The organism is Phocaeicola sp. GP0067, assembly GCF_031119655.1.
GTDB lineage: Bacteria > Bacteroidota > Bacteroidia > Bacteroidales > Bacteroidaceae > Phocaeicola > Phocaeicola vulgatus.
Map to the genome: position 1 here is coordinate 17,273 of NZ_JAVHZY010000031.1, position 25,093 is coordinate 42,365.

The 25,093-nt window shown below is 42.6% G+C and carries 22 protein-coding genes; 15 read left to right on the top strand and 7 right to left on the bottom strand.

The genetic code is table 11. The annotated features are described in order from the left end of the window. The first annotated feature begins 96 nt into the window (after positions 1-96). From rpoN to RE317_RS18055, 6 genes are all read left to right on the top strand, one after another. The gene (rpoN, locus tag RE317_RS18030; protein WP_005845369.1) at positions 97-1,566 is read left to right on the top strand and encodes an RNA polymerase factor sigma-54; all 1,470 of its coding nucleotides are present in this window, start codon (positions 97-99) and stop codon (positions 1,564-1,566) included. Between the two features lie 10 nt (positions 1,567-1,576). Further along, complete coding sequence (locus tag RE317_RS18035; RefSeq protein WP_005849586.1) at positions 1,577-2,233, top strand: phosphatase PAP2 family protein; 657 nt, start codon at positions 1,577-1,579, stop codon at positions 2,231-2,233. A gap of 36 nt (positions 2,234-2,269) precedes the next feature. Further along, a complete protein-coding gene (gcvH, locus tag RE317_RS18040) occupies positions 2,270-2,650 on the top strand; it encodes a glycine cleavage system protein GcvH (RefSeq protein WP_005845365.1) in 381 nt (126 codons plus the stop codon). A gap of 124 nt (positions 2,651-2,774) precedes the next feature. Continuing rightward, positions 2,775-3,284, top strand: a complete 510-nt coding sequence (gene purE, locus RE317_RS18045; protein WP_005845363.1) for a 5-(carboxyamino)imidazole ribonucleotide mutase — start codon at positions 2,775-2,777, stop codon at positions 3,282-3,284. An 83-nt stretch (positions 3,285-3,367) separates the two neighbouring features. After that, positions 3,368-5,212, top strand: a complete 1,845-nt coding sequence (locus RE317_RS18050) for a 4-hydroxy-3-methylbut-2-en-1-yl diphosphate synthase (RefSeq protein WP_008668464.1) — start codon at positions 3,368-3,370, stop codon at positions 5,210-5,212. Between the two features lie 12 nt (positions 5,213-5,224). Further along, a complete protein-coding gene (locus RE317_RS18055) occupies positions 5,225-6,139 on the top strand; it encodes a glutaminase (RefSeq protein WP_005849590.1) in 915 nt (304 codons plus the stop codon). A 315-nt stretch (positions 6,140-6,454) separates the two neighbouring features. Here the strand turns inward: RE317_RS18055 and RE317_RS18060 are convergent, their stop codons facing one another. From RE317_RS18060 to dut, 5 genes are all read right to left on the bottom strand, one after another. Next, positions 6,455-6,826 (bottom strand): RNA-binding protein, encoded by a 372-nt coding sequence (locus RE317_RS18060; protein WP_005845358.1) that lies wholly within the window; start codon positions 6,824-6,826, stop codon positions 6,455-6,457. Between the two features lie 501 nt (positions 6,827-7,327). After that, a complete protein-coding gene (locus RE317_RS18065) occupies positions 7,328-8,662 on the bottom strand; it encodes a murein hydrolase activator EnvC (RefSeq protein WP_005845356.1) in 1,335 nt (444 codons plus the stop codon). Beyond that, positions 8,662-9,495, bottom strand: a complete 834-nt coding sequence (locus RE317_RS18070; protein ID WP_008668467.1) for a DUF4292 domain-containing protein — start codon at positions 9,493-9,495, stop codon at positions 8,662-8,664. Before RE317_RS18070 ends, RE317_RS18065 begins: the two co-directional genes overlap by 1 nt. Further along, positions 9,492-11,300 carry a tetratricopeptide repeat protein gene (locus RE317_RS18075; protein WP_005845352.1) on the bottom strand — a complete coding sequence of 603 codons (1,809 nt, stop codon included), beginning with the start codon at positions 11,298-11,300 and terminating at the stop codon, positions 9,492-9,494. The genes RE317_RS18070 and RE317_RS18075 overlap by 4 nt, the downstream gene beginning before the upstream one ends. A 9-nt stretch (positions 11,301-11,309) precedes the next feature. Beyond that, complete coding sequence (gene dut / locus RE317_RS18080) at positions 11,310-11,744, bottom strand: dUTP diphosphatase (protein WP_005845350.1); 435 nt, start codon at positions 11,742-11,744, stop codon at positions 11,310-11,312. A gap of 222 nt (positions 11,745-11,966) precedes the next feature. Here dut and RE317_RS18085 point away from each other — a divergent pair, with 222 nt between their 5' ends. Beyond that, the gene (locus RE317_RS18085; RefSeq protein ID WP_008781261.1) at positions 11,967-13,298 is read left to right on the top strand and encodes a deoxyguanosinetriphosphate triphosphohydrolase; all 1,332 of its coding nucleotides are present in this window, start codon (positions 11,967-11,969) and stop codon (positions 13,296-13,298) included. Positions 13,299-13,386: 88 nt separating this feature from the next. Here the strand turns inward: RE317_RS18085 and RE317_RS18090 are convergent, their stop codons facing one another. Both RE317_RS18090 and RE317_RS18095 read right to left on the bottom strand, forming a co-directional pair. Continuing rightward, on the bottom strand, positions 13,387-14,367 hold the full coding sequence (locus tag RE317_RS18090) for a GNAT family N-acetyltransferase (RefSeq protein ID WP_005845337.1): 981 nt from the start codon (positions 14,365-14,367) through the stop codon (positions 13,387-13,389). 23 nt (positions 14,368-14,390) lie between these two features. Then, on the bottom strand, positions 14,391-15,209 hold the full coding sequence (locus RE317_RS18095) for a 1-acyl-sn-glycerol-3-phosphate acyltransferase (RefSeq protein WP_005845335.1): 819 nt from the start codon (positions 15,207-15,209) through the stop codon (positions 14,391-14,393). 367 nt (positions 15,210-15,576) lie between these two features. On the opposite strand from RE317_RS18095, the gene mraZ reads away from it, so the two are divergent. Genes mraZ through RE317_RS18135 form a run of 8 tightly spaced genes read left to right on the top strand, consistent with a single transcriptional unit; the run spans position 15,577 to position 25,040 of the window. Then, entirely contained in the window at positions 15,577-16,041 is a 465-nt protein-coding gene (mraZ, locus tag RE317_RS18100) for a division/cell wall cluster transcriptional repressor MraZ (RefSeq protein ID WP_005845333.1), read from the top strand. After that, positions 16,038-16,952, top strand: coding sequence for a 16S rRNA (cytosine(1402)-N(4))-methyltransferase RsmH (rsmH, locus tag RE317_RS18105; protein WP_008668475.1), 915 nt, complete (start codon positions 16,038-16,040; stop codon positions 16,950-16,952). Before mraZ ends, rsmH begins: the two co-directional genes overlap by 4 nt. A 4-nt stretch (positions 16,953-16,956) precedes the next feature. Then, the gene (locus RE317_RS18110) at positions 16,957-17,331 is read left to right on the top strand and encodes an FtsL-like putative cell division protein (RefSeq protein WP_005845324.1); all 375 of its coding nucleotides are present in this window, start codon (positions 16,957-16,959) and stop codon (positions 17,329-17,331) included. Positions 17,332-17,335: 4 nt separating this feature from the next. Next, entirely contained in the window at positions 17,336-19,516 is a 2,181-nt protein-coding gene (locus RE317_RS18115) for a penicillin-binding transpeptidase domain-containing protein (RefSeq protein WP_005849607.1), read from the top strand. Between the two features lie 18 nt (positions 19,517-19,534). After that, positions 19,535-20,989: a UDP-N-acetylmuramoyl-L-alanyl-D-glutamate--2,6-diaminopimelate ligase gene (locus RE317_RS18120; RefSeq protein WP_008668477.1), complete on the top strand. Its 1,455-nt coding sequence runs from the start codon at positions 19,535-19,537 to the stop codon at positions 20,987-20,989. A gap of 12 nt (positions 20,990-21,001) precedes the next feature. After that, positions 21,002-22,270 (top strand): phospho-N-acetylmuramoyl-pentapeptide-transferase, encoded by a 1,269-nt coding sequence (gene mraY / locus RE317_RS18125; RefSeq protein ID WP_005845319.1) that lies wholly within the window; start codon positions 21,002-21,004, stop codon positions 22,268-22,270. Between the two features lie 14 nt (positions 22,271-22,284). Continuing rightward, positions 22,285-23,619 (top strand): UDP-N-acetylmuramoyl-L-alanine--D-glutamate ligase, encoded by a 1,335-nt coding sequence (murD, locus tag RE317_RS18130; protein ID WP_008668480.1) that lies wholly within the window; start codon positions 22,285-22,287, stop codon positions 23,617-23,619. Between the two features lie 23 nt (positions 23,620-23,642). Then, a complete protein-coding gene (locus tag RE317_RS18135; RefSeq protein ID WP_005845316.1) occupies positions 23,643-25,040 on the top strand; it encodes an FtsW/RodA/SpoVE family cell cycle protein in 1,398 nt (465 codons plus the stop codon). The last annotated feature ends 53 nt before the right edge of the window (positions 25,041-25,093 follow it).

Consider the following 25,093-nt stretch of genomic DNA (forward strand, 5'->3'; position numbering starts at 1 on the left):
AGATAGCCATCCCCTTAAAATAATCCCCCCAAAAAGGAAGATTATTACAATACAATTTCCTATTTTTGTCGCAATAAACAAGGAAATAAAAATATTATGGCACAAGGCTCACGTCAAGTACAAACACAAGCCCAGCAACAAATACAAACCTTATCTCCACAACAGATACTGGTAGTGAAATTGCTGGAACTGCCCACTGTGGAGCTGGAAGAACGTATCCATTCCGAAATACTGGATAATCCGGCCCTGGAGGAAGGGAAAGAAATGCCCGAAAATGAAGATGACAACACAGAATACGTTGAGAACGAAGACGGAAATACAGACTCGAACGAAGATTTTTCATTAGGCGATTACAGCAACGAAGATGATATTCCCGATTATAAACTACAGGAACATAATCGCTCCAAAGAAGGAGTAGCCGAAGAAATCCCTTTCTCGGATGCCGTATCTTTTTATGAAATATTGAAAGACCAGTTGCAGATGCAGGAACTTACCCCAGAACAACGAGATATAGCAGAATACTTGATCGGTTCATTGGACGATGACGGCCTGTTACGCAAAAATATGGAGTCTATCATGGATGAACTTGCCATCTATCGAGGCATCTATACCACTGAGGAGGAATTAAATAAAATCTTGGAAATAATCCAAGACTTTGATCCGGCAGGTATCGGTGCCCGCAGTTTACAAGAATGTCTTCTGCTACAAATACAAAGAAAAGCCGATTCACCGTTAAAACAAATAGAACTGGACATCATCGGTAAATGCTGTGATGAGTTTACCCGCAAAAACAAAGAAAGGATTATCCAAAAACTAGGTATAACCGAAGAACAATATAATGAGGCGGTGAGCGATCTCACCAAACTGAATCCTCGTCCGGGCAGTTCACTGGGTGAAGCAATGGGTAAAAATATGCAGCAGATCATTCCCGACTTCATTGTAGAAACGTATGAGGATGACACCATTACTCTAAGTTTAAACAATCGTAATGTTCCTGAGTTGCGTCTGAGCCGCCAGTTCACCGAACTACTGGATGAACACACCCGCAACAAAGATAATCAGAGCAAAGCCTCAAAGGACGCACTGATGTTCCTAAAACAAAAAGTAGATGCCGCACAAGGTTTTATCAACGCCGTAAAACAGCGACAACATACGTTGCTCACCACCATGCAAGCCATTATAGATATTCAGCGCCCCTTCTTTTTGGAAGGAGACGAATCCCTGCTAAAGCCCATGATCCTAAAAGATGTAGCCGAACGCTCGGGATTGGATATTTCCACCATATCACGGGTAAGCAACAGCAAATATGTACAAACAAACTATGGTATCTATTCGTTGAAATTCTTTTTCAGCGACGGTTACACTACCGAAGACGGTGAAGAACTCTCTGTCCGCGAAATCAAGCGTATTCTGAAAGAATGTGTAGACACCGAAGACAAGGAAAAACCGTACACTGATGATGAACTGGCCGAAACACTAAAAACGAAAGGCTACCCCATAGCCCGCCGTACTGTAGCCAAATACCGCCAACAGCTTAACATACCCGTCGCACGATTAAGAAGGTAATATAAATTATATGGAAGCTAACGAAACAACCGAAACAATAGCAGTAGGCAAGAAAAACAGTCCGCTTGAAGTCAGTTCACGTATCATATCAGGCATATTCACGCCTTTTATGATTCCTTTTGTGGCATTTTTCCTGCTTTTTTTCTTCACTTATCTTCGTATCATGCCCATCCAGTACAAACTGATAGTATTGGGCATAGTCTACTGTTTCACCATTCTGATGCCGATGCTCGCCATCTACCTGTTCCAAAAAATAAACGGTTGGGGTATTCATGAATTGGGACACCGCGAAAAACGTTTCGTACCATATGCGTTGACTATCATCAGCTATGTCACTTGTCTCATCACCATGTATAAGATACACCTGCCCCGCTATATGTCAGGTATTATCGTAGCCGCCCTCATCTGCATGATCCTTTGCACGCTGATCAATTTCAAGTGGAAAATCAGCACACACGTGGCAAGCAGCGGCATGATGGTAGGCGGATTATTATCCTACAGCTTTATATTCAATTTCAATCCTGTATGGTGGCTCTGTTTTTTCATTTTGCTATCCGGGATGCTTGGCACAGCCCGTATCATTGTAAAACAGCATACCTTATTAGAAGTTTTAGCCGGATTTATTGTCGGATTGTTTTGTGGTGTCATTGGAATTTTGTTTATTTGAAAAAAATTAGTATTAACCTTATAAATTGAAAGCATTATGGAATTTCCAAGCAATGTAAAGTATACCAAAGAACACGAATGGATACGAGTAGAAGGTGATATAGCTTATGTAGGCATCACTGATTATGCACAAGAGCAACTGGGTGACATCGTATTCGTAGATATCACAACTGAAGGAGAAACTTTAGAAAAAGATGAAGTTTTCGGTACTATTGAAGTAGTAAAAACGATTTCGGACTTGTTCCTTCCCGTTTCAGGAGAAGTTTTGGAACAGAATGAAGCATTGGCCGACAATCCCGAATTAGTAAACCAAGACCCGTATGGTAAAGGGTGGCTGATTAAGATCAAGCCCAATGACTCTAATGACGTTAACGATTTGCTGGATGCTGAAGGATATAAAGCATTAGTCAACGAATAATATAGATTCCCATTAGGAATTGTTCAAGCGCGGATTACGCGGACCTCACGGATTTTTCTATCCGCGTTCATCCGTATAACCCGTGCTTGAAGTAAATATATAAACCAAACAATAACAAAAAACAATGAAACCTATCGTAAGCATTATCATGGGTAGCACTTCCGATCTTCCCGTAATGGAAAAAGCTGCCAAATTACTGGACGAGATGCACGTACCTTTCGAAATGAACGCCCTTTCGGCACACCGCACTCCCGAAGCTGTGGAGGAATTTGCGAAAAATGCTGCAGGCCGTGGAATTAAAGTCATCATTGCCGCTGCCGGCATGGCTGCCGCACTTCCCGGTGTCATTGCTGCAAATACCACATTGCCTGTTATCGGTGTCCCCGTTAAAGGTTCTGTTCTTGATGGCGTAGACGCACTTTATTCTATCATCCAAATGCCTCCCGGAATTCCTGTAGCTACCGTAGCAATCAATGGAGCCATGAATGCAGCTATTCTGGCCGTACAAATGCTAGCATTGAGTGATACAGAACTAGCCACCAAGTTTGCAGACTACAAGACCGGCTTGAAAAAGAAAATCGTGAAAGCCAACGAAGAACTGAAAGAAGTCAAGTTTGAATATAAAACAAATTAACTAGTGGTTAGTGATTAGTGGTAAGTGGTTAATATTTCAGCGCAGCCCACTAATCACTAACCACTCACCACTAATCACTAACTATGGATTTATTCAATTACTCCCGCCGCGAATCTTCCGAAGTGAATATCGGAGCCACTCCCTTGGGTGGCAACAACCCCATCCGTATTCAGAGCATGACAAATACCGTCACTATGGATACCGAAGCCTGTGTGGAACAAGCCAAACGCATTATAGATGCCGGCGGTGAATACGTTCGCCTCACCACACAAGGTGTCCGTGAAGCCGAAAACTTGAAGAATATCAATATCGGATTACGCTCTCAAGGATATGATACTCCATTGGTGGCCGATGTACATTTTAACCCCAAAGTAGCCGATGTAGCGGCACAATATGCAGAAAAGGTACGCATCAATCCGGGAAATTACGTAGACCCGGGACGTACTTTCCGGAAACTGGAATACACTGACGAAGAATATGCGCAAGAAATAGAAAAGATACGTGCCCGCTTCATTCCTTTTCTAAATATCTGCAAGGAAAACCACACCGCCATCCGCATCGGGGTAAACCACGGTTCTCTGTCAGACCGCATCATGTCTCATTATGGTGACACCCCTGAAGGTATGGTGGAATCGTGCATGGAATTTCTGCGTATCTGTGTTGCGGAACATTTCAACGATGTGGTTATTTCCATCAAAGCATCCAATACCGTAGTAATGGTCAGGACGGTCCGTCTGCTGGTAAAGGAAATGGAAAAGGAAGGCATGGCTTTCCCGCTTCATTTGGGGGTTACCGAAGCAGGGGACGGCGAGGACGGAAGAATAAAATCCGCATTAGGAATAGGCGCACTCCTTGCAGATGGCTTGGGAGATACCATTCGTGTTTCATTGAGCGAGGCTCCTGAAAACGAAATTCCGGTAGCCCGCAAACTGGTTGATTATATACTAACTCGGGAAGGACATCCTTTTATTCCTGGAAAAGAAGCTCCGCAGTTCAACTACCTATCTCCGGGGCGCCGGAAGACTAAGGCTGTCCGAAACATTGGAGGAGATAATCTTCCCGTAGTAATAGCCGAACGTCTGGAAGGGTCTTTCGAAACTAATCCTCAGTTCAAACCTGACTATATTTATTGCGGTGGAAGTGTGCCCCAATCACGAGATAACAATATAGCCTATCTAGTAGATGCCAATGCATGGAATCCAGAAGACAAAAATGTCTATCCGGCATTTAACTACCAGCAGATGATAGAATTACATCACACGGTTTCCGATCTGAAATTCCTGTTTCTGCCCTATATGGCTATGAATGACGAAGTAATCGCAGCCCTTAAACTACATCCCGAAGTGGTAATCATCGCCCAAAGCAATCATCCCAACCGCCTCGGCGAATATCGTGCCATGACACACGAACTGATGAATGAAGGGTTAGAGAATCCGGTCGTATTCTTCCAATACTATCAGGAAACGAAAGCTGAAGACCTGCAAATCAAAGCGGCAGCTGATATGGGTGCACTAATTTTTGACGGACTCTGTGACGGAATCTTCTTGTACAACCAAGGCCCCTTGAGTCATATAGTGGTAGATACCACTGCATTTGGTATCCTGCAAGCCGGCAGAATCCGAACCAGCAAAACGGAATACATTTCATGTCCGGGATGTGGTCGTACCTTATATGATTTGGAGTCTACCATCGCCCGTATCAAAACAGCTACCTCGCACTTGAAAGGTCTGAAGATCGGCATTATGGGCTGTATTGTCAATGGTCCCGGCGAAATGGCGGATGCCGACTATGGCTATGTAGGTGCCGGTCGTGGAAAAATCAGCCTCTATAAAAAGAAAGAATGCATAGAAAAAAACATTCCCGAAGATCAGGCTGTTGAGAAGTTGATCGAGCTCATCAAAGCCAATGGTGACTATACAGAAAAATAAAACGTCCAAATTATGGATTATCAACAGATTCTAAAAGACATCTATCAAGAAATCCAGCCCTACGCCTCTATTGGCAAACAGGCTGATTACATTCCGGCACTTGCCAAAATCAACCCAGATCAATTCGGAATGTGTATCCATACGATACAAAACAAAACTTTCATGCATGGAGAAGCCACCACCGGCTTCTCCATCCAAAGTATTTCGAAAGTTTTTTCACTTGCCATGTGTTTGAGTCTTGAAGGAGATAATCTATGGAAAAGAGTAGGTAAAGAACCTTCGGGAACAGCTTTCAACTCACTAGTACAACTGGAGGTAGAAAAAGGAATTCCTCGGAATCCCTTTATTAACGCCGGAGCCATTGTAATGACAGATATCCTGCTGAACCATCTGAAACACCCCGAAGAAGAATATCTTCGTTTCGTCCGCTCAATCAGCGGAAATAACCAAATTCATTATAATGAAGAAGTTGCCCTGTCCGAACGTAAAAACGGTTATCTGAATGCGGCAATCACCAACCTGTTGAAATATTATCATAACATCGACAATGACATAGAACGTGTACTTCATTTCTATTTCCTGCAATGCTCCATAGAAATGAGTTGTTATGATTTATCCAAAGCCTTTTTGCCGTTTGCCAACCATAAACAGGCTTTTACATTCGAAGGAATCACGCTGACCGCCTCTCAAGTGAAACGTATCAATGCCATCATGCAAACATGTGGATTCTATGACGAAGCAGGAGAATTTTCTTATTTGGTAGGTCTTCCGGGGAAAAGTGGTGTGGGAGGCGGTATAGCCGCAGTTTACCCACTACGATATTCAGTTGCAGTGTGGAGCCCGAGATTGAATCCAAAAGGAAATTCCGTTATGGGAATCAAGGCGCTGGAACTATTGACAACACAGACACAGGAATCTATTTTCTAGGAAACAAGTATCTCTCCATACTCAATCATCTTCTTTCTTGTTGGAATAATCCAGAATGAAGTTGAATATAACACGCATAATACTTATAGCCTTTCTATAAAAGAGAGAAGTACCTGGAATTTATGTAGAAATTATTGACCATGCTTAATAAATTAACCGTTTTTACCCTCAATGGAACATCTTCTGCTTGCCATAAATAAAAGAAATAACCGACAGCCAAAGTCTTTTGAAGATATCCTGAACAGGCACTTAAAAACCTGCCTCAGCATTTCAAATGTCCAAGACAGGTTCCCTTATATTTTATAGAGATACAGATCAATATCTGTTTCTGCCACCGCCATAGCCATTATCTCCGCGACTACCACCATAGCCACCACCACGACTGTTGTTACCGCCACGATAACCACCACCGCCATTGTTGCCATAGCTACGACGCGGACGTTCTTCTCTAGGACGAGCTACTGACACAGAAAGAGTTTTTCCATCCATATCAACTTCATTAAGAGCTGCAATCGCTTTATCTCCAGCTTCATCATCAGCCATTTCAACAAAACCATATCCCTTAGAACGACCGGTCTCTCTGTCCATTATAATCTTAACAGAAACAACTTCACCATACTCTGCAAATAATTCTCCAAGTTCGGCTTCACTCATATTATAGTTAAGCCCTGCAATAAAAATGTTCATTTTAAAATAAATGTTTTAATAAAAAAATAAGTGCGTTTTGCTATTAGGAATCTTACAGAGAGACAAACGATTCTACCATCATCACTAAAGAATAAGTTGGAAAAGTATTAATGTACTTCTATGAGGATACTTAATGCAGGGGACAAATGTACGCAATTAGACTTGAACTCAAAACTAATTGGAGATTTATTTTTAATAATAAATGTTTTTTCGTTCTCTTTGAAAGAACAGACAAGTTTTAGAACGGAAATAACTGTTCCTCAAATACATATTTATACTTTAAAAGCTATTATACAGAAAGTTATCCTGTACTACATATCAAAAAGATAACCAATCTCCAGCCAGATCAGCATTCTTTATAGCAACAGGCCAGATACTTTCCGTAGAAGGAATTATTATGGAAGAAATTTCAGGAACAGGAACTACAGAAAATTCTTCAGTTTCCAAACAAGCTGCGAGAAACCGCAAAGTAATAAAATACAGAAAGAGAACTTATCTTTTTCATCTTCCCAACCATAATTCCGGATTAAGTTTAGCCGTTTCCTTACGAAGTTGAAAATGCAAGACCGTATTACCCGAACTATCTGTATGGATAGTACCAAGAACGGTACGTGTATTGACTTTGCTGCCTTTAGAAACCGATACGGAAGAAAGGTTGCAATAGACAGAGATGTAATTACCATGACGCACCAGTATATTGTTCAAACCATTATACTGGAAAATAGCCGAAACTTCTCCATTGAAAACGGCACGTGCCTGCGCTCCCGGTTTGCCCTTGATATCAATCCCTTTATTATCCAGTTTCACATTACGCAAACCATCTACGGCATACTGTCCGTAATGGCTGACAATCACGTATGGACCGGTAATGGGAACCGGCAAAATACCCCGGTTACGTTCAAAACTGCCCGACAGCTGGCGGTCCTCATTATTCAGACTGAACTTCTCCACCGGAGCGACCTTCTTTGTAGACTCATTTTTTTCCGTAGATTTAGAACGGGACGCCCCTCCCGTAGTTTCACGCTCCGCTTTCTTAGCTGCTGCCGCCTTTGCGGCAGCCTCAGCAGCGGCTTTCCTACGAGCTTCCTCCTCTGCACGCTTTCTAGCTTTCTCTATTTCAATTTCAATCAAACGGTCAATCTGGGCATTCAATTGCTCAGCCGAACGTTTTTTCTTCCTTATCTCGCTTTGTATACCTTTCTGCTTCTTTTGCAAATTCGCCAAAAGAGTCTGGCGCTCCTTTTCCTGAATCTCCAGTTTGGCCTTTTCAACCTCACCCTGTTTTAAAAGATTCTGTTTGGCATGCTTAGTTTGTTCCACTTCTCTTTTTTTAGCGGCAATTTGCTTCTGCTTACGTTCTATCTCCATTCCTTGAAGGCGCTGGAAGTTTGCATATTCCTGCACATAACGCATACGACGGTAAGTCTGACTCAAATTCTCGGCAGAAAAAATAAACATTAATTTCTCTTGAACAGACTTGTTACGATACATGTATTGCACCGAAGTTTCATACTTCCGCTTCTTGTCTTTCAAATCACGCTGAAGTTTATTCAGTTGTTTCTGTAAAGAAGCGATCTCACTTGTCAATGTATGAACATCACTCTCTATGGTATTGATATATTTTCTTCTCTCCTCAATCTGACCTGTCAGCAAAGCAAGGTTGTCCAACTGGCTTTTCACATCCTTTTTGGTAGATTGCAACAAAGTTTCAGACTCGGCAATCTGCTGGTGAAGTTCCTTCCGTTTGGCTTCAAGCTCCCTTATTTTCCGAGTACTTTGCGCTGAAATAGTACTTAAAAAGCAGCAGGCTATGAGTAGTAAGAAGATACGTTTCATTATTTAATAAGCTGTTTTAGCAAATCTTGCAATTCTATTCTTTCGTATTTTCCGGGCACTTCGGTATGAGCTTCCCAATCCTTATTGGTAGAAAGGCGGGAAAGTTCAAATACAGCCGTAACCGGTTTGGCAGCCCCTTCAAAAGAAACCGTCATAGTTCCCGGAAACTGTCTCTGCTCCAACGGACGAAACTTATCATAACGCCAATTTATCCCGTACTGGGTACCGGACAAGCCGATATGACTTTCTTTCAGCAGCCCATCATTTGTATTGGTACGAAAACGGTAGGCGAAATGTTTGCCGTTCTTAACTTCTATTAATGCATTTTCGTTTTCAGGACGCACAGCAAAGGACGAAATATCACGGACAGTCAGCACCTTTTTTCCCGGAAGAAAAATTTCATTCATAAACAAGGCCTGCAAAGTATGAAAATCCAAATCAGCCTTTGCCAGATTCTTCAATTCATCAAAAGGAACTTGTACATAACGTTTGTTCATGCGATCCATCACTAAAACTCCGTCCGGAGATATTTCAGCACGTGCCACTTCAATACCCAAAAATGGAGCGATAGAAAGCTGGATTACTTCATCACGTTTCATGCGCAACGTACCATTTACTTTAGTCGGTCCTTTACCGTTCAAGTCAACGGCCAATGACATTTTCGCAGTAATTGCATCCCATCCCGGAGAACGGCTAATCAGCTCTTCCATATATTCCGACTCGGATAAATTGCCAATAGATACCCCTTTCTTCATACTCCGGGTAGATGAACATGAAGAAATAAATATAATCAGCAAAGCGCTAAACAAATAAAAACAGACACGTTTCATCATTCTGCAAAGTATTTCTTTTGTACAATTTTCTTTCTCAACAAGTTCAATTCCTTTTCACTACGTTCTTCACTACCTTCTTGAGGAGGCTCCTTGGATAATTTTTCCGCTTGTTGCCAATATTCCAAAGCCTTTTCACGATCTCCATTCATATAGTAAATATCTCCACAATGCTCTACAACAACGGAACTTTTACTTCCATCATTCTGCATAGCCTGGTCAATGTAAATTTTTGCTTCTACATATTTACCTTTCTCAAAAAGTATCCAGGCATAGGTATCCAGATACGTACCATTGGTAGGTTCGGCCTTTACGGTACGGTAACTCATTTCTTCCGCTTTATCCAGGTTTTTACGCTCTACAGACAGGTAATAGGCATAATTATTCAAGGCCCCTATATTGTTTTCCTTATAAACCAAAGCGGAATCGTATGCGGCATATGCCTCCACATTCATCTTCTTTATATGATAAAGATCCCCCATAATGGCATAGAAATCAGAAACGATATCCTTATTGCTTTTATCTGTTACTTGATTCACTCCTTTTTTAAAAACCTCCAATGCCTCGTCTGTTTTCTCTTTCTGATGATAGGCCAATCCCATATAATAATAGAATTCCAATACATCCGGAGTATATTCTAAAGCTGGAGCACACAATTTGATTACTTCATCCATATTCTGCTCACGAATGGCAAAACTCAATAGCTGCAAGCGTGCCGGCGTATTTTCCGGATCAATTTCAAGCACTTGGTGCAAAACAGGGGTTGCCTCTTTATCCATCTTTTTCGTCAGAAGATATTGGGCCGCCAACATAGCAATATCTGCATTCTCTTGTTTTTCCTTCAATATAGAAGTAAACAGGCCTGCTATTTTCGTACTGTCCTTGTTCGTTTGCTCGGAACGCAGAATAAGCTGGCGCATAATGTTCATCTTTGTATCGCTATCCACATTATCATTCAGCAAAATAGTATCCAACTGTACCTGATACAAACTATCCTGCCCTTTTTTCTCGTAATAAGAAGCCATGGAAAGCAACGCCGGCGCATAGCCCGGTTCTTCCTTCAATACTTTCTGATAAGTTTCGTATGCTTCTTCTTCCTTACCGTTATTCAGATAGACATCTCCCAAAATGGTAAGATAACGCATGTCATATGGATATTCTTTTGCCAAATTCTCAATCTCCGTAAATGCCTGCTGGTCATTGTTCATGGCCAGATACATACGGAATTTCTCCATGCTGATTTGTTCAGACTTCCCATCCAAGGCTTCAAGGCGGTTCAATGTATTAACTACCTGCTGATAGTCCTTGGTACGGGTATAGAGATCAATCAAAGCCATCAACGGTTCCAGACGTGAGGGGAACTGGCTCGCCATATCCTCATAAACATAAATGGCTTTCGGGTAATTTCCCTTACCTTGATAATAGGCTGCCAAAGTTTGCTTATACCAAAAACTCTTAGGATCGGCATCCACTGCCTTCTTCAAAGCTTCCTCCCCTTTTTCCGGCTGATTGAGAAACATATGGAAGCGGGAAATTTCGAACAAAGTAGCGGCTCCTTGCGGATAAATGTCCAAACAGTGACTATACATTTCGAAAGCCGCATCCAAGTCACCTTTTTCCTTCATCCGAAGCGCTTCCAAAAAGAAATAGTCGTATTTACGGCGCTGCTCCGGAGTAAGCGGATCCTTTTCCTCCACAACAGCTTTATTTCCGGACAAGCCGGAAGCTCTCTTCACCGTACCGCATGAAACAAGCATGCCTATCAGACATACACATAGCATGGGCACATATTTCAATCTTCTATTCATTGTTTCCTTTTACTTTTTTCCGGTATGTCCAAAGCCACCTGCACCACGTTCCGTTTCGTCCAGCACCTCCACTTCCTGCCATTCGGCATGTTCGTGACGGGCTACAACCATTTGCGCAATGCGCTCCCCATCTTCTATCATAAAATCCTCAGATGACAAATTGACCAGGATAATACAAATTTCACCACGATAATCGGCATCAATTGTGCCCGGAGAATTCAGGACTCCGATGCCTTTCTTAATAGCCAGCCCGCTACGTGGACGGATTTGCGCTTCAAAACCTTCAGGCAATGCGATATAAAGTCCCGTAGGAACCAAACAACGTTGCAAGGGTTTCAGCACAATCGGTTCGTCAAGATTAGCACGGATATCCATCCCTGCCGATTGCCCGGTAGCATACTCGGGTAAAGCATGTTTTGATTTATTGATTACCTGTATTTTCATAATTTTAATAATTTATCAATATGCTTATATGGCAATGTGCTAATAATTTGCAGACAACAAACACAGTCCAGACATGATACAGCCCATTGGCATATTGACGAATCAACACATTGCCACATGATTAATAAGGTGCGAATTTACACATTTAGATGGATTTATCTAAGCGTTTACAGTTTTTTAAACGGAAGTTTCTTACTTTTGCAAACAGATAAAGCCTGAATTATGAACTGGAAACAATTAATATCAAATAAACGCTTCGGCATGGAAGAACTACACGAGGCCCGTAAAGATGACCGTACCGAATTCCAACGCGATTATGACCGTCTCATCTTCTCAGCACCTTTCCGTCGTTTGCAAAACAAAACTCAAGTATTTCCTTTACCAGGTAGCGTATTTGTACACAACCGGTTGACTCACAGCCTTGAGGTCTCTTGTGTGGGGCGTTCTTTAGGAAACGATGTCGCCAGCCAGCTTCTGAAGAAGCACCCAGCCTTGGCCGACTCCCATATATCGGAAATAGGTTCCATCGTTTCAGCCGCATGTCTGGCACACGATCTGGGAAATCCTCCTTTCGGTCATTCGGGAGAAAAAGCCATTTCAACTTACTTCTCGGAAGGACAAGGAATGGCATTGAAAAAAGAACTTTCACCGATGGAATGGGATGATTTAACCCACTTCGAAGGAAATGCCAATGCATTCCGCATCCTCACCCACCAGTTTGAAGGAAGACGGAAAGGAGGGTTCGTGATGACCTACTCCACACTGGCGTCCATCGTAAAATACCCTTTTTCCTCACAATTGGCAGGAAAGAAATCAAAATTCGGCTTCTTCTTAAGCGAAGAGGCTGATTATCAGAAAATAGCCGGAGAATTAGGGATTATCCGGCTCAGCAAACCGGATGAGCCTTTACGCTACGCACGCCATCCGTTGGTCTACCTGGTAGAAGCCGCAGATGATATTTGTTATCAGATGATGGACATAGAAGACGCACATAAATTAAAACTTCTGACACATGATGAAACCAAAGGACTGTATATGCAGTTCTTTGATGAGAAAAGAAGAAAACGCATTGAAGAAGTTTGCCGGATTGTAACAGACGTCAATGAACAGATAGCTTATTTACGTTCTTCGGTCATAGGCGCACTGATAAAGGAATGCACACGAGTATTCACTGAAAATGAAGAAAAGATATTGACCGGGGAATTTGAAGGCACCCTGATAATGCACATTTGCAGTCCATTGAAAGAGGCCTATGACAATTGTTCTGCAATTGCCTTTCAAAGAATATATCGTTCCAGCGATGTGCTGGACATAGAATTGGCAGGATTCAGGGTTATCAGTACCTTGATTGACCTGATGATTAATGCAGTGCGCTCTCCGGAAAAAGCGTATTCACAACTACTTATCAACCGCATATCCGGACAGTACAATGTCAACGCACCTACTTTATATGGAAAAATTCAAGCCGTGCTGGATTACATATCGGGCATGACAGACGTATATGCGCTCGACCTCTACCGGAAAATCAAAGGCAACAGTCTGCCGGCAGTATAATAAAAACATTGTCAGATGCGAGCAAGATGAATCCTGTAAATTTTATCTGCACCTGACAATGTTTCCCCAAATACTACTATTAGTCCGATTATTTGGTCAGTATGGGATGAGCGCCTGAAGTTATTTTCATAGCCTCAGGATGTTGCTTTACAAACGATTCGATATGACGTACCCGTTTGTCTTCCAGAATTTCATTGACTGCAATCAGAATTCCGGTTTCCTCCACATCTCCGAATCCATAATTAATCGCTGTTCCAAACATACGCATTGTAGGAGACAGACTCATATATGCATTGACCAAAGGAGGAATATTATACCCCAGCTTACGCACTTCCGTATTCAAGATCTTGTAATCTTCTTTAAAGGAATCATAACAGAAAAGATTTTCCAACATTTTCTTATCTGTTTCTATTTCCAGCGGTTTCATCGGAGTTATCAATTTATCTTTATCACCGAAATGTTTATTCAGGAAGTATAATATCATGTCACGCCCCTGACGATGATAACTAGGATACATAGTCATCTTACCAAAAAAATATTTCACATTAGGCTTAATCACGGTTAATGCGCCCAAACCATCCCACAAATTATCCAAAGCAAACAATCCCTTGGAACCGGCACGGGTTGACTGATATTCCAATGTAACAAATGAGCGTCCCAACTCCACCGTGTAAGGCAAATATTCTTTCAAAAAAACTTCCGAGAAATTAAACATGTGAGCAGTAGCCAGCACAGGCTTCCCATGTTCATCAAATTGCACCTCATCCCCCAAAAGATAACGATAACCTCCCAAAATCTCCTCCGCTTCAGGATTCCATACAACTAATTGCTTATATGGATTTTCCATCACGTCATATTCATCGATATCCATCGCCTTTCCTGTTCCGCCACCTGCAGCACGAAAGGCTATTTCTCTCAACCGGCCAATCTCCTTCATCACATTGGGCGAATCCTGATACGTTATGACGTAAATTTCATTATGACTTTTATTCGTAAACCTCAGGCGTTTATCCTCGGAAAGTTCCGCCTTCAGAATCTCTTTGCTAATCGGTGCAATAATTTCTTCCATATCTTTTTTCTCTCTTTTGTCTATTATAGCTTGTAGACTACATCTTTTACAAACTGCGCCCACTGAGCCGGGGTCTTTGTCTTGTCGAAAGTTTGCCAAGGAATGGGTTTTCCAATGGTCAAGGTAAAGGTTTTATGACGATTTTTCAACATTTCATCTGCCAAGTAAAGCATAGCAATATTAAACTTAATGCCAAGTGCCTTACATATATTTGCCAAATTATAAAAAAAGTCTGAGTTCCGGCCCTCAAAGTGCAAAGGTACCACATCACGATGCGTTTCAATACTTTTAGTGACAAATGTCTTTTTCCATTCCAAATCCTTGATTTCCCCACCCTGTCTACGGGAACATAACCCCGCAGGAAACATAATGATATGATTATCCGAGGCAAACCCTGCCTCTACCATCTTCGGAAAATCCCTGGATTGCGAGCCTGTTTTATTGATAGGAATACATAAAGGAGCCAAACCATGCAAATTCATCAACAAATCATTGACCAAATAGCGTACATTACCATTGTAATGTTTTCCCAATATATACCCCAAAGCAACTCCATCCTGTCCCCCCAGCGGGTGATTGCTGACAAAAGTGCATTTACCGTTTTCAGGCAAGTTTTCCAAACCTTTTATCTCCACTTTTGCATCCAGGAACTCCATACAAGCTTCCAGAAAGTCAACTCCGACTTTATTTTTGGAGTCTTTTAAAAAGACATTCAGTTCATCCTGATGCACGATATGCTTCAGGTACGAAACGACAAAACGGGGAATATATTTATATTTTTTCCCGGCTTTCGTTTTCAATATCTTTTCTATGTCGATTAAAAATATAGAGTCGTCAGTCATTTTGCAAACGTTCTTTTCCATGCAAAAGTAACTTATCTTTTTTTATATTGGCAATTTATGACAGAAAAAACTCTTAATCTCTAAAGAAATTAAGAGTTTTTGTGTATGAAACTATACAAATTCTTTCATTTTTGCGCAAAACAAAAACGAATGTGCAATAGTTTGGTTTCGTTTTTCAACCTCCGAGAAGCTGCCCTTTCCATTATTTTTTATCATAAAATTATTAATTTTAAACCTCCTGTTTACCAAGCTACTAGCTACATTAACAGCCTGTTGAAAACTTCTCGAAATATTTTCTTAAAATATTGTGGGGAATTGTGGGGAATTGTGTAATTTTACACCTTGAACAATATAATAAGGTGTAAACATGCGATTTCTTGGGAATTCTGAAGCAAAGACGGATGCAAAAGGCAGAGTGTTCCTGCCTGCCGTATTCAGGAAGCAGCTACAAGCTGCCTCCCAGGAGTGCCTGATTTTACGCAAAGACACCTACCAAGACTGCCTGGTACTTTACCCTGAAAATGTGTGGAACGAACAAATGAACGAACTACGTTGCAAACTCAATCGCTGGAATTCCAGACACCAAATGATTTTCCGTCAGTTCGTTTCGGATGTAGAAGTTATCACATTGGATGGAAACGGGCGCTTTCTGATTCCAAAACGATATTTGAAATTAGCTAAAATACAGCAAGATGTACGTTTTATCGGATTGGACGACACTATAGAAATCTGGTCTAAAGAAATAGCAGACAAACCCTTCATCACACCGGAGGACTTTGGAAAAGAATTGGAAGAAATTATGGGAACTAATAACAACGTAGAAATAGAATGAGTGAAGCAAAACAGATATATCATGTACCGGTATTATTAAACGAGAGCGTAGACGGAATGAACATCCAACCCGGAGGTATTTATGTAGATGCCACTTTCGGCGGCGGAGGACATTCCAAGGAAATTCTAAGCCGGCTGGATAGCACCGCGCATCTATATAGTTTTGACCAAGATGAAGATGCCGAGAAGAATATTGTAAGCGACAGCCGCTTCACTTTTGTGCGTAGTAACTTCCGCTACCTTCCCAACTTCCTACGTTATTATGGCGTGGAAGGGGTGGATGCCATTTTGGCCGATCTGGGCGTTTCCTCACATCACTTTGACGACTCCGAACGTGGATTCTCATTCCGCTTCGAGGGCAAATTAGACATGCGGATGAACAAACGCGCAGGTATGACAGCTGCTGATGTAGTGAACACCTATGACGAAGAACGTTTGGCTAATATTTTCTATTTATATGGTGAATTGAAGAACAGCCGCAAACTGGCATCAGCCATCGTTAAAGCCCGAGGTGTAAAACAAATTGTCACCATCGGTGATTTCCTCGAAGTCATCAAACCGTTTTTCGGGCGGGAACGTGAAAAGAAAGAGCTCGCAAAGGTGTTCCAAGCTTTACGCATAGAGGTAAATCAGGAAATGGAAGCATTGAAAGAAATGCTTTATGCAGCAACCAAGGCACTGAAACCGGGAGGCAGACTGGTAGTAATCACCTATCACTCTTTAGAAGACCGCATGGTAAAGAATATCATGAAAACCGGAAACATAGAAGGCAAGGCCGAACAAGATTTCTTTGGTAATGTACAGACACCTTTCAAACTAGTCAACAACAAAGTTATTGTTGCCGGCAACGAAGAAGTGACACGCAATCCGCGCTCCCGAAGCGCCAAGTTGAGAATTGCAGAAAAGAGATAACGAGATGGAAGAAGAACTGAAACAAAATACACAACAACCCAAAGACGGACAATCTGCTTCGCCCAAGCATATGTCTATCCGCAGCATATTAGGAGGAGATATCCTTGCGAACGACTTTTTCAAAAGACAGACCCGTTTGCTGATTCTCATCATGATCCTGACTGTACTATACATAGACAACCGTTATAGCAGCCAACAGGAACTCATTGAAATTGACAAGTTGAAAAAAGATTTGATCGATATCAAATACGATGCATTGACACGCTCTTCCGAACTGATGGAAAAGAGCCGCCAGTCACGTATTGAAGAATATATTTCGACGGAAGACAGCCCCTTGCAAACGGCTACCAACCGTCCTTATTTAATAAAGAAAGACTAAGCCCATGATGCCCAACCAAAAAAACATAATGCTCCGCTTCTCCTTCATCATCCTGGTCATGGTGTTGATAGGCATTGCCATTATCTGCAAAGCCGGCGTCATCATGTTTGCCGAGCGTCAATACTGGAAAGACGTAGCCGACCGTTTTGTAAAAGAAAACGTCACCGTACGTCCTACCCGTGGCAACATCATCTCATCCGACGGCCAGCTGATGGCAAGCAGCCTTCCCGAATATAAGATTTACATGGACTTCATGATAAATAAAAGGAAGGGCGAAACCGAAGAAGAGGAAAAGACACGGCTGAAGCTACAACATATCAAAGACTCAGTTCTTTATGCAAACCTTGACACAATCTGCAAAGGGTTACATGAAATATTCCCTGATAAAAGTGCCGCCTTTTTCAAACAGCACATCAAAAACGGAAGAAAAAAAGAGAGCCGCAGTTGGTTGCTCTACCCCAAACGCATTTCTTATATACAATATAAAGAAGCAAAACGTCTGCCCGTATTTAACCTGAACAAATACAAAGGCGGATTCCATGAACAGGCATTCAATCAACGGAAAAAGCCTTTTGGCTCACTGGCAATGCGTACATTGGGAGATATGTATCCAGATATAGAACAAGGTGCAAAGAACGGGTTGGAACTTTCATACGATTCCATATTAAAAGGCAGAAACGGTATCACTCACCGTCAAAAGGTAATGAACAAATACCTGAACATTGTAGATATTCCTCCTGTAGATGGCTGTGATATCATTACGACCATTGATGTAGGTATGCAAGACATCGCAGAAAAAGCATTGGTGGATGAATTGAAAGAAATCAACGCTACTGTAGGCGTTGCCATTCTGATGGAAGTGCAGACGGGAGACATCAAAGCTATCGTCAACATGACCAAATGCAATGACGGCATTTACAGAGAAATACGCAATAACGCTATCTCAGACATGATGGAACCAGGCTCTACTTTCAAAACCGCATCCATACTGGTAGCGCTGGACGACGGAGTCATCACTCCGGAAACGGTGGTGGAAACCGGTAACGGGGTCTATATGATGCACGGCCGCTATATGAAAGATCATAACTGGCATCGTGGAGGCTACGGCACTATCAACACAACAAAATCATTGATGGTGTCCTCAAACATCGGTGTATCGCGGTTGATCGATGATCATTATCATGATAATCCGGAAAAGTTTGTACGCGGACTGCATCGAGTAGGCATTGCCACTCCGTTAGATCTCGATATTCCCGGTGCCGGCAAGCCGAACATCCGCATCCCCAACAAAGACTTGAGCAATTGGTCACGTACTGCACTGGCATGGATGTCTATTGGCTATGAAACCCAAATTCCCCCCATCAATACACTGGCATTTTATAATGCTATAGCCAATAACGGAGTAATGGTCAAGCCCCGTTTTGTGAAATCAATAGTCAAAGACGGGCAGGTCGTGGAAGATATTGCTCCTGAAATACTCAACCCGGCCATCGCTTCCCCCAAGGCTATCAGCGAGATACAAACGATTTTGGAAAAAGTCGTCAGCGAAGGACTGGGAAAGAAAGCAGGATCCAAGCAATTCCATGTATCCGGGAAAACCGGTACTGCACAGGTTTCACAAGGAAAAGCCGGGTACACGAATGGCACACGCCGTTATTTGGTAAGTTTCTGTGGATATTTTCCTTCAGAAGCGCCTAAATACAGTTGCATTGTAGCCATCCAGAAACCTGGACTCCCCGCCTCGGGTGGTCTGATGGCCGGCAGCGTGTTCAGTAAAATTGCCGAACGCGTATTTGCCAAACATCTGGCACAAGATTTGAAAGAAGCAAAAGACTCAACTTCTATCCTTATTCCGGATGTGAAAAACGGGGATATAAGTGCGGCACATTATGTACTGAACCGGATAAATGTAAATTCATCCGGAGTTTCGGAACAATCAACCGAAGGCAAACCGGTATGGGGAAATGTGACTAGTAATCCGGACAATGTATTATTCAACAAAAAAGACATTAACAATAAACTTGTACCAAGTGTTATTGGTATGGGCGCAAAGGATGCTGTCTATCTGCTTGAAAGCATGGGATTGAAAGCCCGCATTACCGGCATCGGTAAAGTGAAGTCACAAAGTATCCCGGCCGGCAACACTTTGCGCAAAGGACAAACCATACAATTACGATTAAATTAACAGTGTAACAGGAAGAATATGAAACTGGAAAAGATTATTAAAGGAATAACAGTCAATGAAATCATAGGTGATGCATCCCAAGAAATTTCGGGAATAAACATGGACTCGCGCCTGATAGAGCCTGGTCATATTTTCGTTGCTGTAAAAGGAACGCAGACTGACGGACACACTTATATTCAAAAAGCAATAGAAAAAGGAGCCCGTACAGTGGTATGTGAGAATCTTCCTGAGACATTGATTGAGAATGTTACCTACATCAAAGTGAACGATACGGAAGACGTTGTCGGGAAACTGGCAACTACGTTTTACGGCGACCCCACCTCGAAATTGGAACTGGTCGGTGTTACAGGCACCAACGGAAAAACGACTATTGCCACCTTATTATATAATATGTTCCGTAAATTCGGATATAAAACAGGACTCATTTCCACTGTATGCAATTATATAGATGAGGAAGCCATTCCAACTGACCATACCACCCCTGACCCTATTACACTAAACAAACTGCTGGGGCGCATGGCAGATGAAGGATGCAAATATGCCTTTATGGAAGTAAGTTCACATTCAGTCGCACAAAAACGGATCGGTGGTTTAAAATTTGCAGGCGGTATATTTACCAACCTTACCCGTGACCATCTGGACTACCATAAAACTGTAGAGAACTATCTGAAAGCCAAAAAAGCATTCTTTGACGGTCTGCCTAAAACAGCCTTTGCCTTAACCAATCTGGATGACAAAAACGGATTGGTCATGACTCAAAATACCAAAGCAAAGGTACACACCTATTCGCTGCGCAGCTTGAGTGATTTTAAAGGAAAAGTGCTGGAAGATGGATTCGAAGGAATGCTGCTTGATATAAATAATGTGGAAGTCAATGTACAGTTCATCGGACGTTTCAATGCTTCCAACCTGCTGGCAGTCTATGGAGCAGCCTGCCTGCTTGGGAAAAAGGCAGAAGAGGTATTGCTGGCATTGAGTACTCTTCGCCCCGTTGCCGGGCGTTTTGACTCACTGCGCTCACCCAAGGGATACACCGCCATTGTGGACTATGCCCATACTCCGGATGCCTTGGAAAATGTGCTGAATGCCATTCACGAGGTCCTGAATGGCAAAGGTCATGTAATTACGGTAGTAGGCGCCGGCGGCAACCGCGATAAAGGCAAACGCCCCTTGATGGCACAAGAAGCGGTAAAGCAAAGCGATAAAGTCATTATCACCTCTGACAATCCCCGTTTTGAAGAGCCGCAGGAAATCATCAATGATATGCTGGCAGGGCTGACTAAAGAGGATATGCGTAAAGTGATAAGCATAGCCGACCGTAAAGAAGCGATCCGTACAGCTTGTATGCTGGCCCAAGCTAAAGATGTCATTTTAGTTGCCGGGAAAGGACACGAAAATTATCAGGAAATCAAAGGTATAAAGCACCATTTCGACGATAAAGAAGTATTAAGAGATATTTTTGCTAATGAATAAACCAACCAAAAGATGTTATATTATTTATTTCAATATTTAGAAAAGTTCGATTTTCCCGGAGCCGGTATGTTCGGTTACGTTTCATTCCGTTCATTGATGGCAATCATTTTATCATTGTTGATCTCAGCTATCTTCGGTGAATATTTCATCAACCTGCTCAAACGTAAACAAATAACCGAAACCCAACGTGACGCATCTATAGACCCTTTTAATGTGAAAAAAGTTGGTGTGCCGACGATGGGAGGTATAATTATTATTGTCGCAATTCTCATACCTTGCCTCTTGTTGGGAAAGCTGCATAATATTTACATGATATTAATGTTGATTACCACCATTTGGCTGGGTACGTTAGGCTTTTTGGACGACTATATCAAGGTCTTCCGTAAAGACAAAGAAGGGTTGCACGGCAAATTCAAGATCATCGGCCAAGTAGGTTTGGGACTCATTGTGGGACTCACCTTATATTTAAGTCCGAGCGTGGTTATCCGTGAGAACGTAGAAATACAAAGAGGGGGAGAAATTGTGGAAGTGGTGCACAAGGAACAAGATCAGAAGTCCACCAAAACTACGATTCCTTTCTTCAAGAACAACAATTTGGATTATGCTGATTTCGTAGGTTTTCTGGGAGACAATGCCCAGGCTGTAGGTTGGATTATTTTCGTATTAGTTACCATCTTCGTAGTTACTGCCGTATCTAACGGTGCCAACCTGAATGACGGGATGGACGGGATGGCAGCCGGAAATTCTGCTATCATCGGTCTTACCTTAGGCATATTGGCATACGTATCCAGCCACATCGAATATGCAGGATACCTTAATATCATGTACATTCCCGGCAGTGAAGAACTGGTAATCTTTATCTGCTCCTTCATCGGCGCACTGATCGGTTTCCTTTGGTACAATGCTTTTCCCGCCCAAGTATTTATGGGCGATACCGGCAGCTTGACCATTGGTGGTATCATAGCGGTATTTGCAATCATCATTCATAAAGAGTTGCTTATACCTATTCTCTGTGGAATCTTCTTGGTAGAAAACCTTTCGGTCATTCTACAGGTGAGATATTTCAAAAGCGGAAAAAAGAAAGGACATTTGCAACGCGTATTCAAACGTGCCCCTATCCACGACCATTTCCGCACTACATTAGCACAGTTAGACCCCAATTGCAGTTATCTGTTCATGAAACCCAACAGCGTATTCCATGAGTCAAAAATCACGGTACGCTTCTGGATTGTCACCATCGTACTCGCTGCAATTACGATTATTACATTAAAGATAAGATAAGATAAACGAAGATTATGGCTAAAAGAATTGTCATACTAGGAGCCGGAGAAAGCGGTGCGGGAGCAGCCGTTCTGGCAAAGAAACAAGGTTTCGACACCTTCGTTTCAGACATGTCCACGATTAAGGACATATACAAAAACATACTGAACGAGCGAGGCATCGAATGGGAAGAAGGCAAACATACCGAATCTCTCATTCTGAATGCGGATGAAGTAATCAAAAGTCCGGGTATTCCGAATGATGCCCCGATGATTCTTAAGTTAAAGTCACAAGGCACCCCTATCATCTCCGAAATAGAATTTGCGGGACGTTATACCAATGCCAAAATGATTTGCATTACAGGAAGTAATGGAAAAACAACAACTACTTCGCTGATTTATCATATCTTCAAGAAAGCAGGTATGAATGTGGGACTAGCCGGAAATATCGGCCAAAGTCTGGCATATCAGGTAGCAGAATGCAACTATGATTATTATGTGATCGAGTTAAGCAGTTTCCAATTGGACAATATGTACAAGTTCCATGCCAACATTGCCGTATTGATGAACATCACGCCGGATCATCTGGACCGTTACGACCACCAGATGCAAAACTATGTGGATGCCAAATTCCGCATTATCCAGAACCAGACCCCGGACGATGCCTTCATCTTCTGGAACGATGACCCCATCATCCAGCGTGAATTACACAAATATGGCATTCATGGCCATTACTACCCTTTTGCCGAAAGGAAAGAGGAAGGAACCGCCGCATACGTGGAACAGGACAAGGTTTATTTTACAGAACCAATCGCTTTCAACATGGAACAGGAGGAACTGGCGCTGACCGGAACCCATAATCTGTTCAACTCCATGGCGGCCGGTATCTCTGCCAACCTGGCGGGTATCCGCAAAGAGTGTATCCGCGAGGCCTTGGGTGATTTCAAGGGAGTGGAACACCGCCTTGAAAAAGTCTGCCGGGTAAGAGGGGTGGATTATATCAATGACTCCAAGGCTACCAATGTGAATTCCTGCTGGTATGCTTTGCAAAGCATGAAAACCAAAACCATCCTGATATTAGGCGGGAAAGACAAAGGCAACGACTATAACGAAATTGCCGACTTGGTAAAAGAAAAATGTACCGGATTGATCTACATGGGATTGCACAATGAGAAATTGCATGATTTCTTTGACAAGTTCGGCCTGCCTGTAGCCGATGTACAAAGCATGAAGGATGCCGTAGACGCTGCTTACCGGATGGCCAAGAAAGGCGAAACCGTATTATTAAGTCCATGCTGCGCCAGCTTCGACCTTTTCAAAAGTTACGAAGACCGTGGCGAGCAGTTCAAGGAATGTGTAAGAAACCTGTAATATAGTATTAAGGTATATAGATAATGGATCTGATAAAAGACTTGTTCAAGGGCGACAAAGTAATCTGGATTATTTTCCTGTTTCTTTGTCTGATCTCTATCGTCGAGGTATTTAGTGCCGCCAGCACGCTTACCTACAAAAGTGGGGATCATTGGGGACCTATCACCCAGCACAGTGTCATCCTGATGGTAGGTGTGTGCATTGTGGTACTGGTACATAACATTCCCTACAAATATTTCCGTGTGTTTCCCGTCTTCCTGCTACCCCTATCGACATTATTGCTGATATTTGTAATGGGTATGGGATTGATTACCGGAGACCGTGTCAATGGTGCAGCCCGTTGGATGACTTTCTTCGGTATCCAGTTCCAGCCTTCCGAACTGGCAAAAATGGCCGTGATTATTGTCACCGCATTTATTCTATCCAAGTTTCAGGAAGAAGACAATGCCAATCCGAAAGCATTTAAATATATCATGTGGATCACCGGAATTGTTTTCATTCTGATTGCTCCCGAAAACGGCTCTACCGCAGCACTGCTTTTCGGAGTAGTCTTTTTAATGATGGTGATCGGCCGGGTACCCTGGAAGCAATTGGCCAAGTTAATGGGAATAGCCGGAGTTATGGTGGCTTTTTTTGTAGGCATAGTGATGATTATGCCCACACACAAACTGAACAAAGTCCCCATGATGCACCGTGTAGAAACCTGGCAGAACCGTATAAAAGGCTTCTTTGAGGACAAAGAAGCCGTTCCCGCCGCCAAATATGATATAGACAAGGACGCCCAGATAGCACACGCCAATATTGCTATCGCCTCCAGCAACATCATAGGAAAGATGCCGGGTAACAGTGTGCAGCGGGATTTCCTGTCACAAGCATTCTCGGACTTCATCTTTGCTATAATCATAGAAGAGCTGGGGTTGCTGGGAGGCGCCTTTGTAGTGATTCTCTACATCTGGCTGTTGATGCGGGCGGGTAAAATAGCCCGAAGAAGTGAAAAAAGTTTTCCTGCCTTTCTGGTGATGGGCATCGCCCTGTTACTGGTATCTCAGGCGATGCTTAACATGATGGTGGCCGTAGGTCTGTTCCCCGTCACCGGACAACCCCTGCCGCTTATCAGCAAAGGAGGAACCTCTACACTCATCAACTGCGCCTACATCGGTATGATATTAAGTGTCAGCCGCTACGTGGCTGAGAAAGAAGAACAGAAAGCCGCCGAGCAACAAGCGCAGAAAGAAGCCGAACTGGCAGCCAAGACCGAACGGCATCAGGAAATGGTAGCTGCCATGCAGGAAGCCATTACCACACTTCCGTCGGGTGACAATGCCACCACTTCCCTCCCGCCGGAGGAGAACTCGCTGCCCGATGACTTGAAGGCAATGCTGAATGCAGCCGGGAAGCGGGAGCCGGAAGAAGAAATATAATATAAACCATTCATTTTAAAAGTATTATTTATACTTTTGCGAATAATTCGACT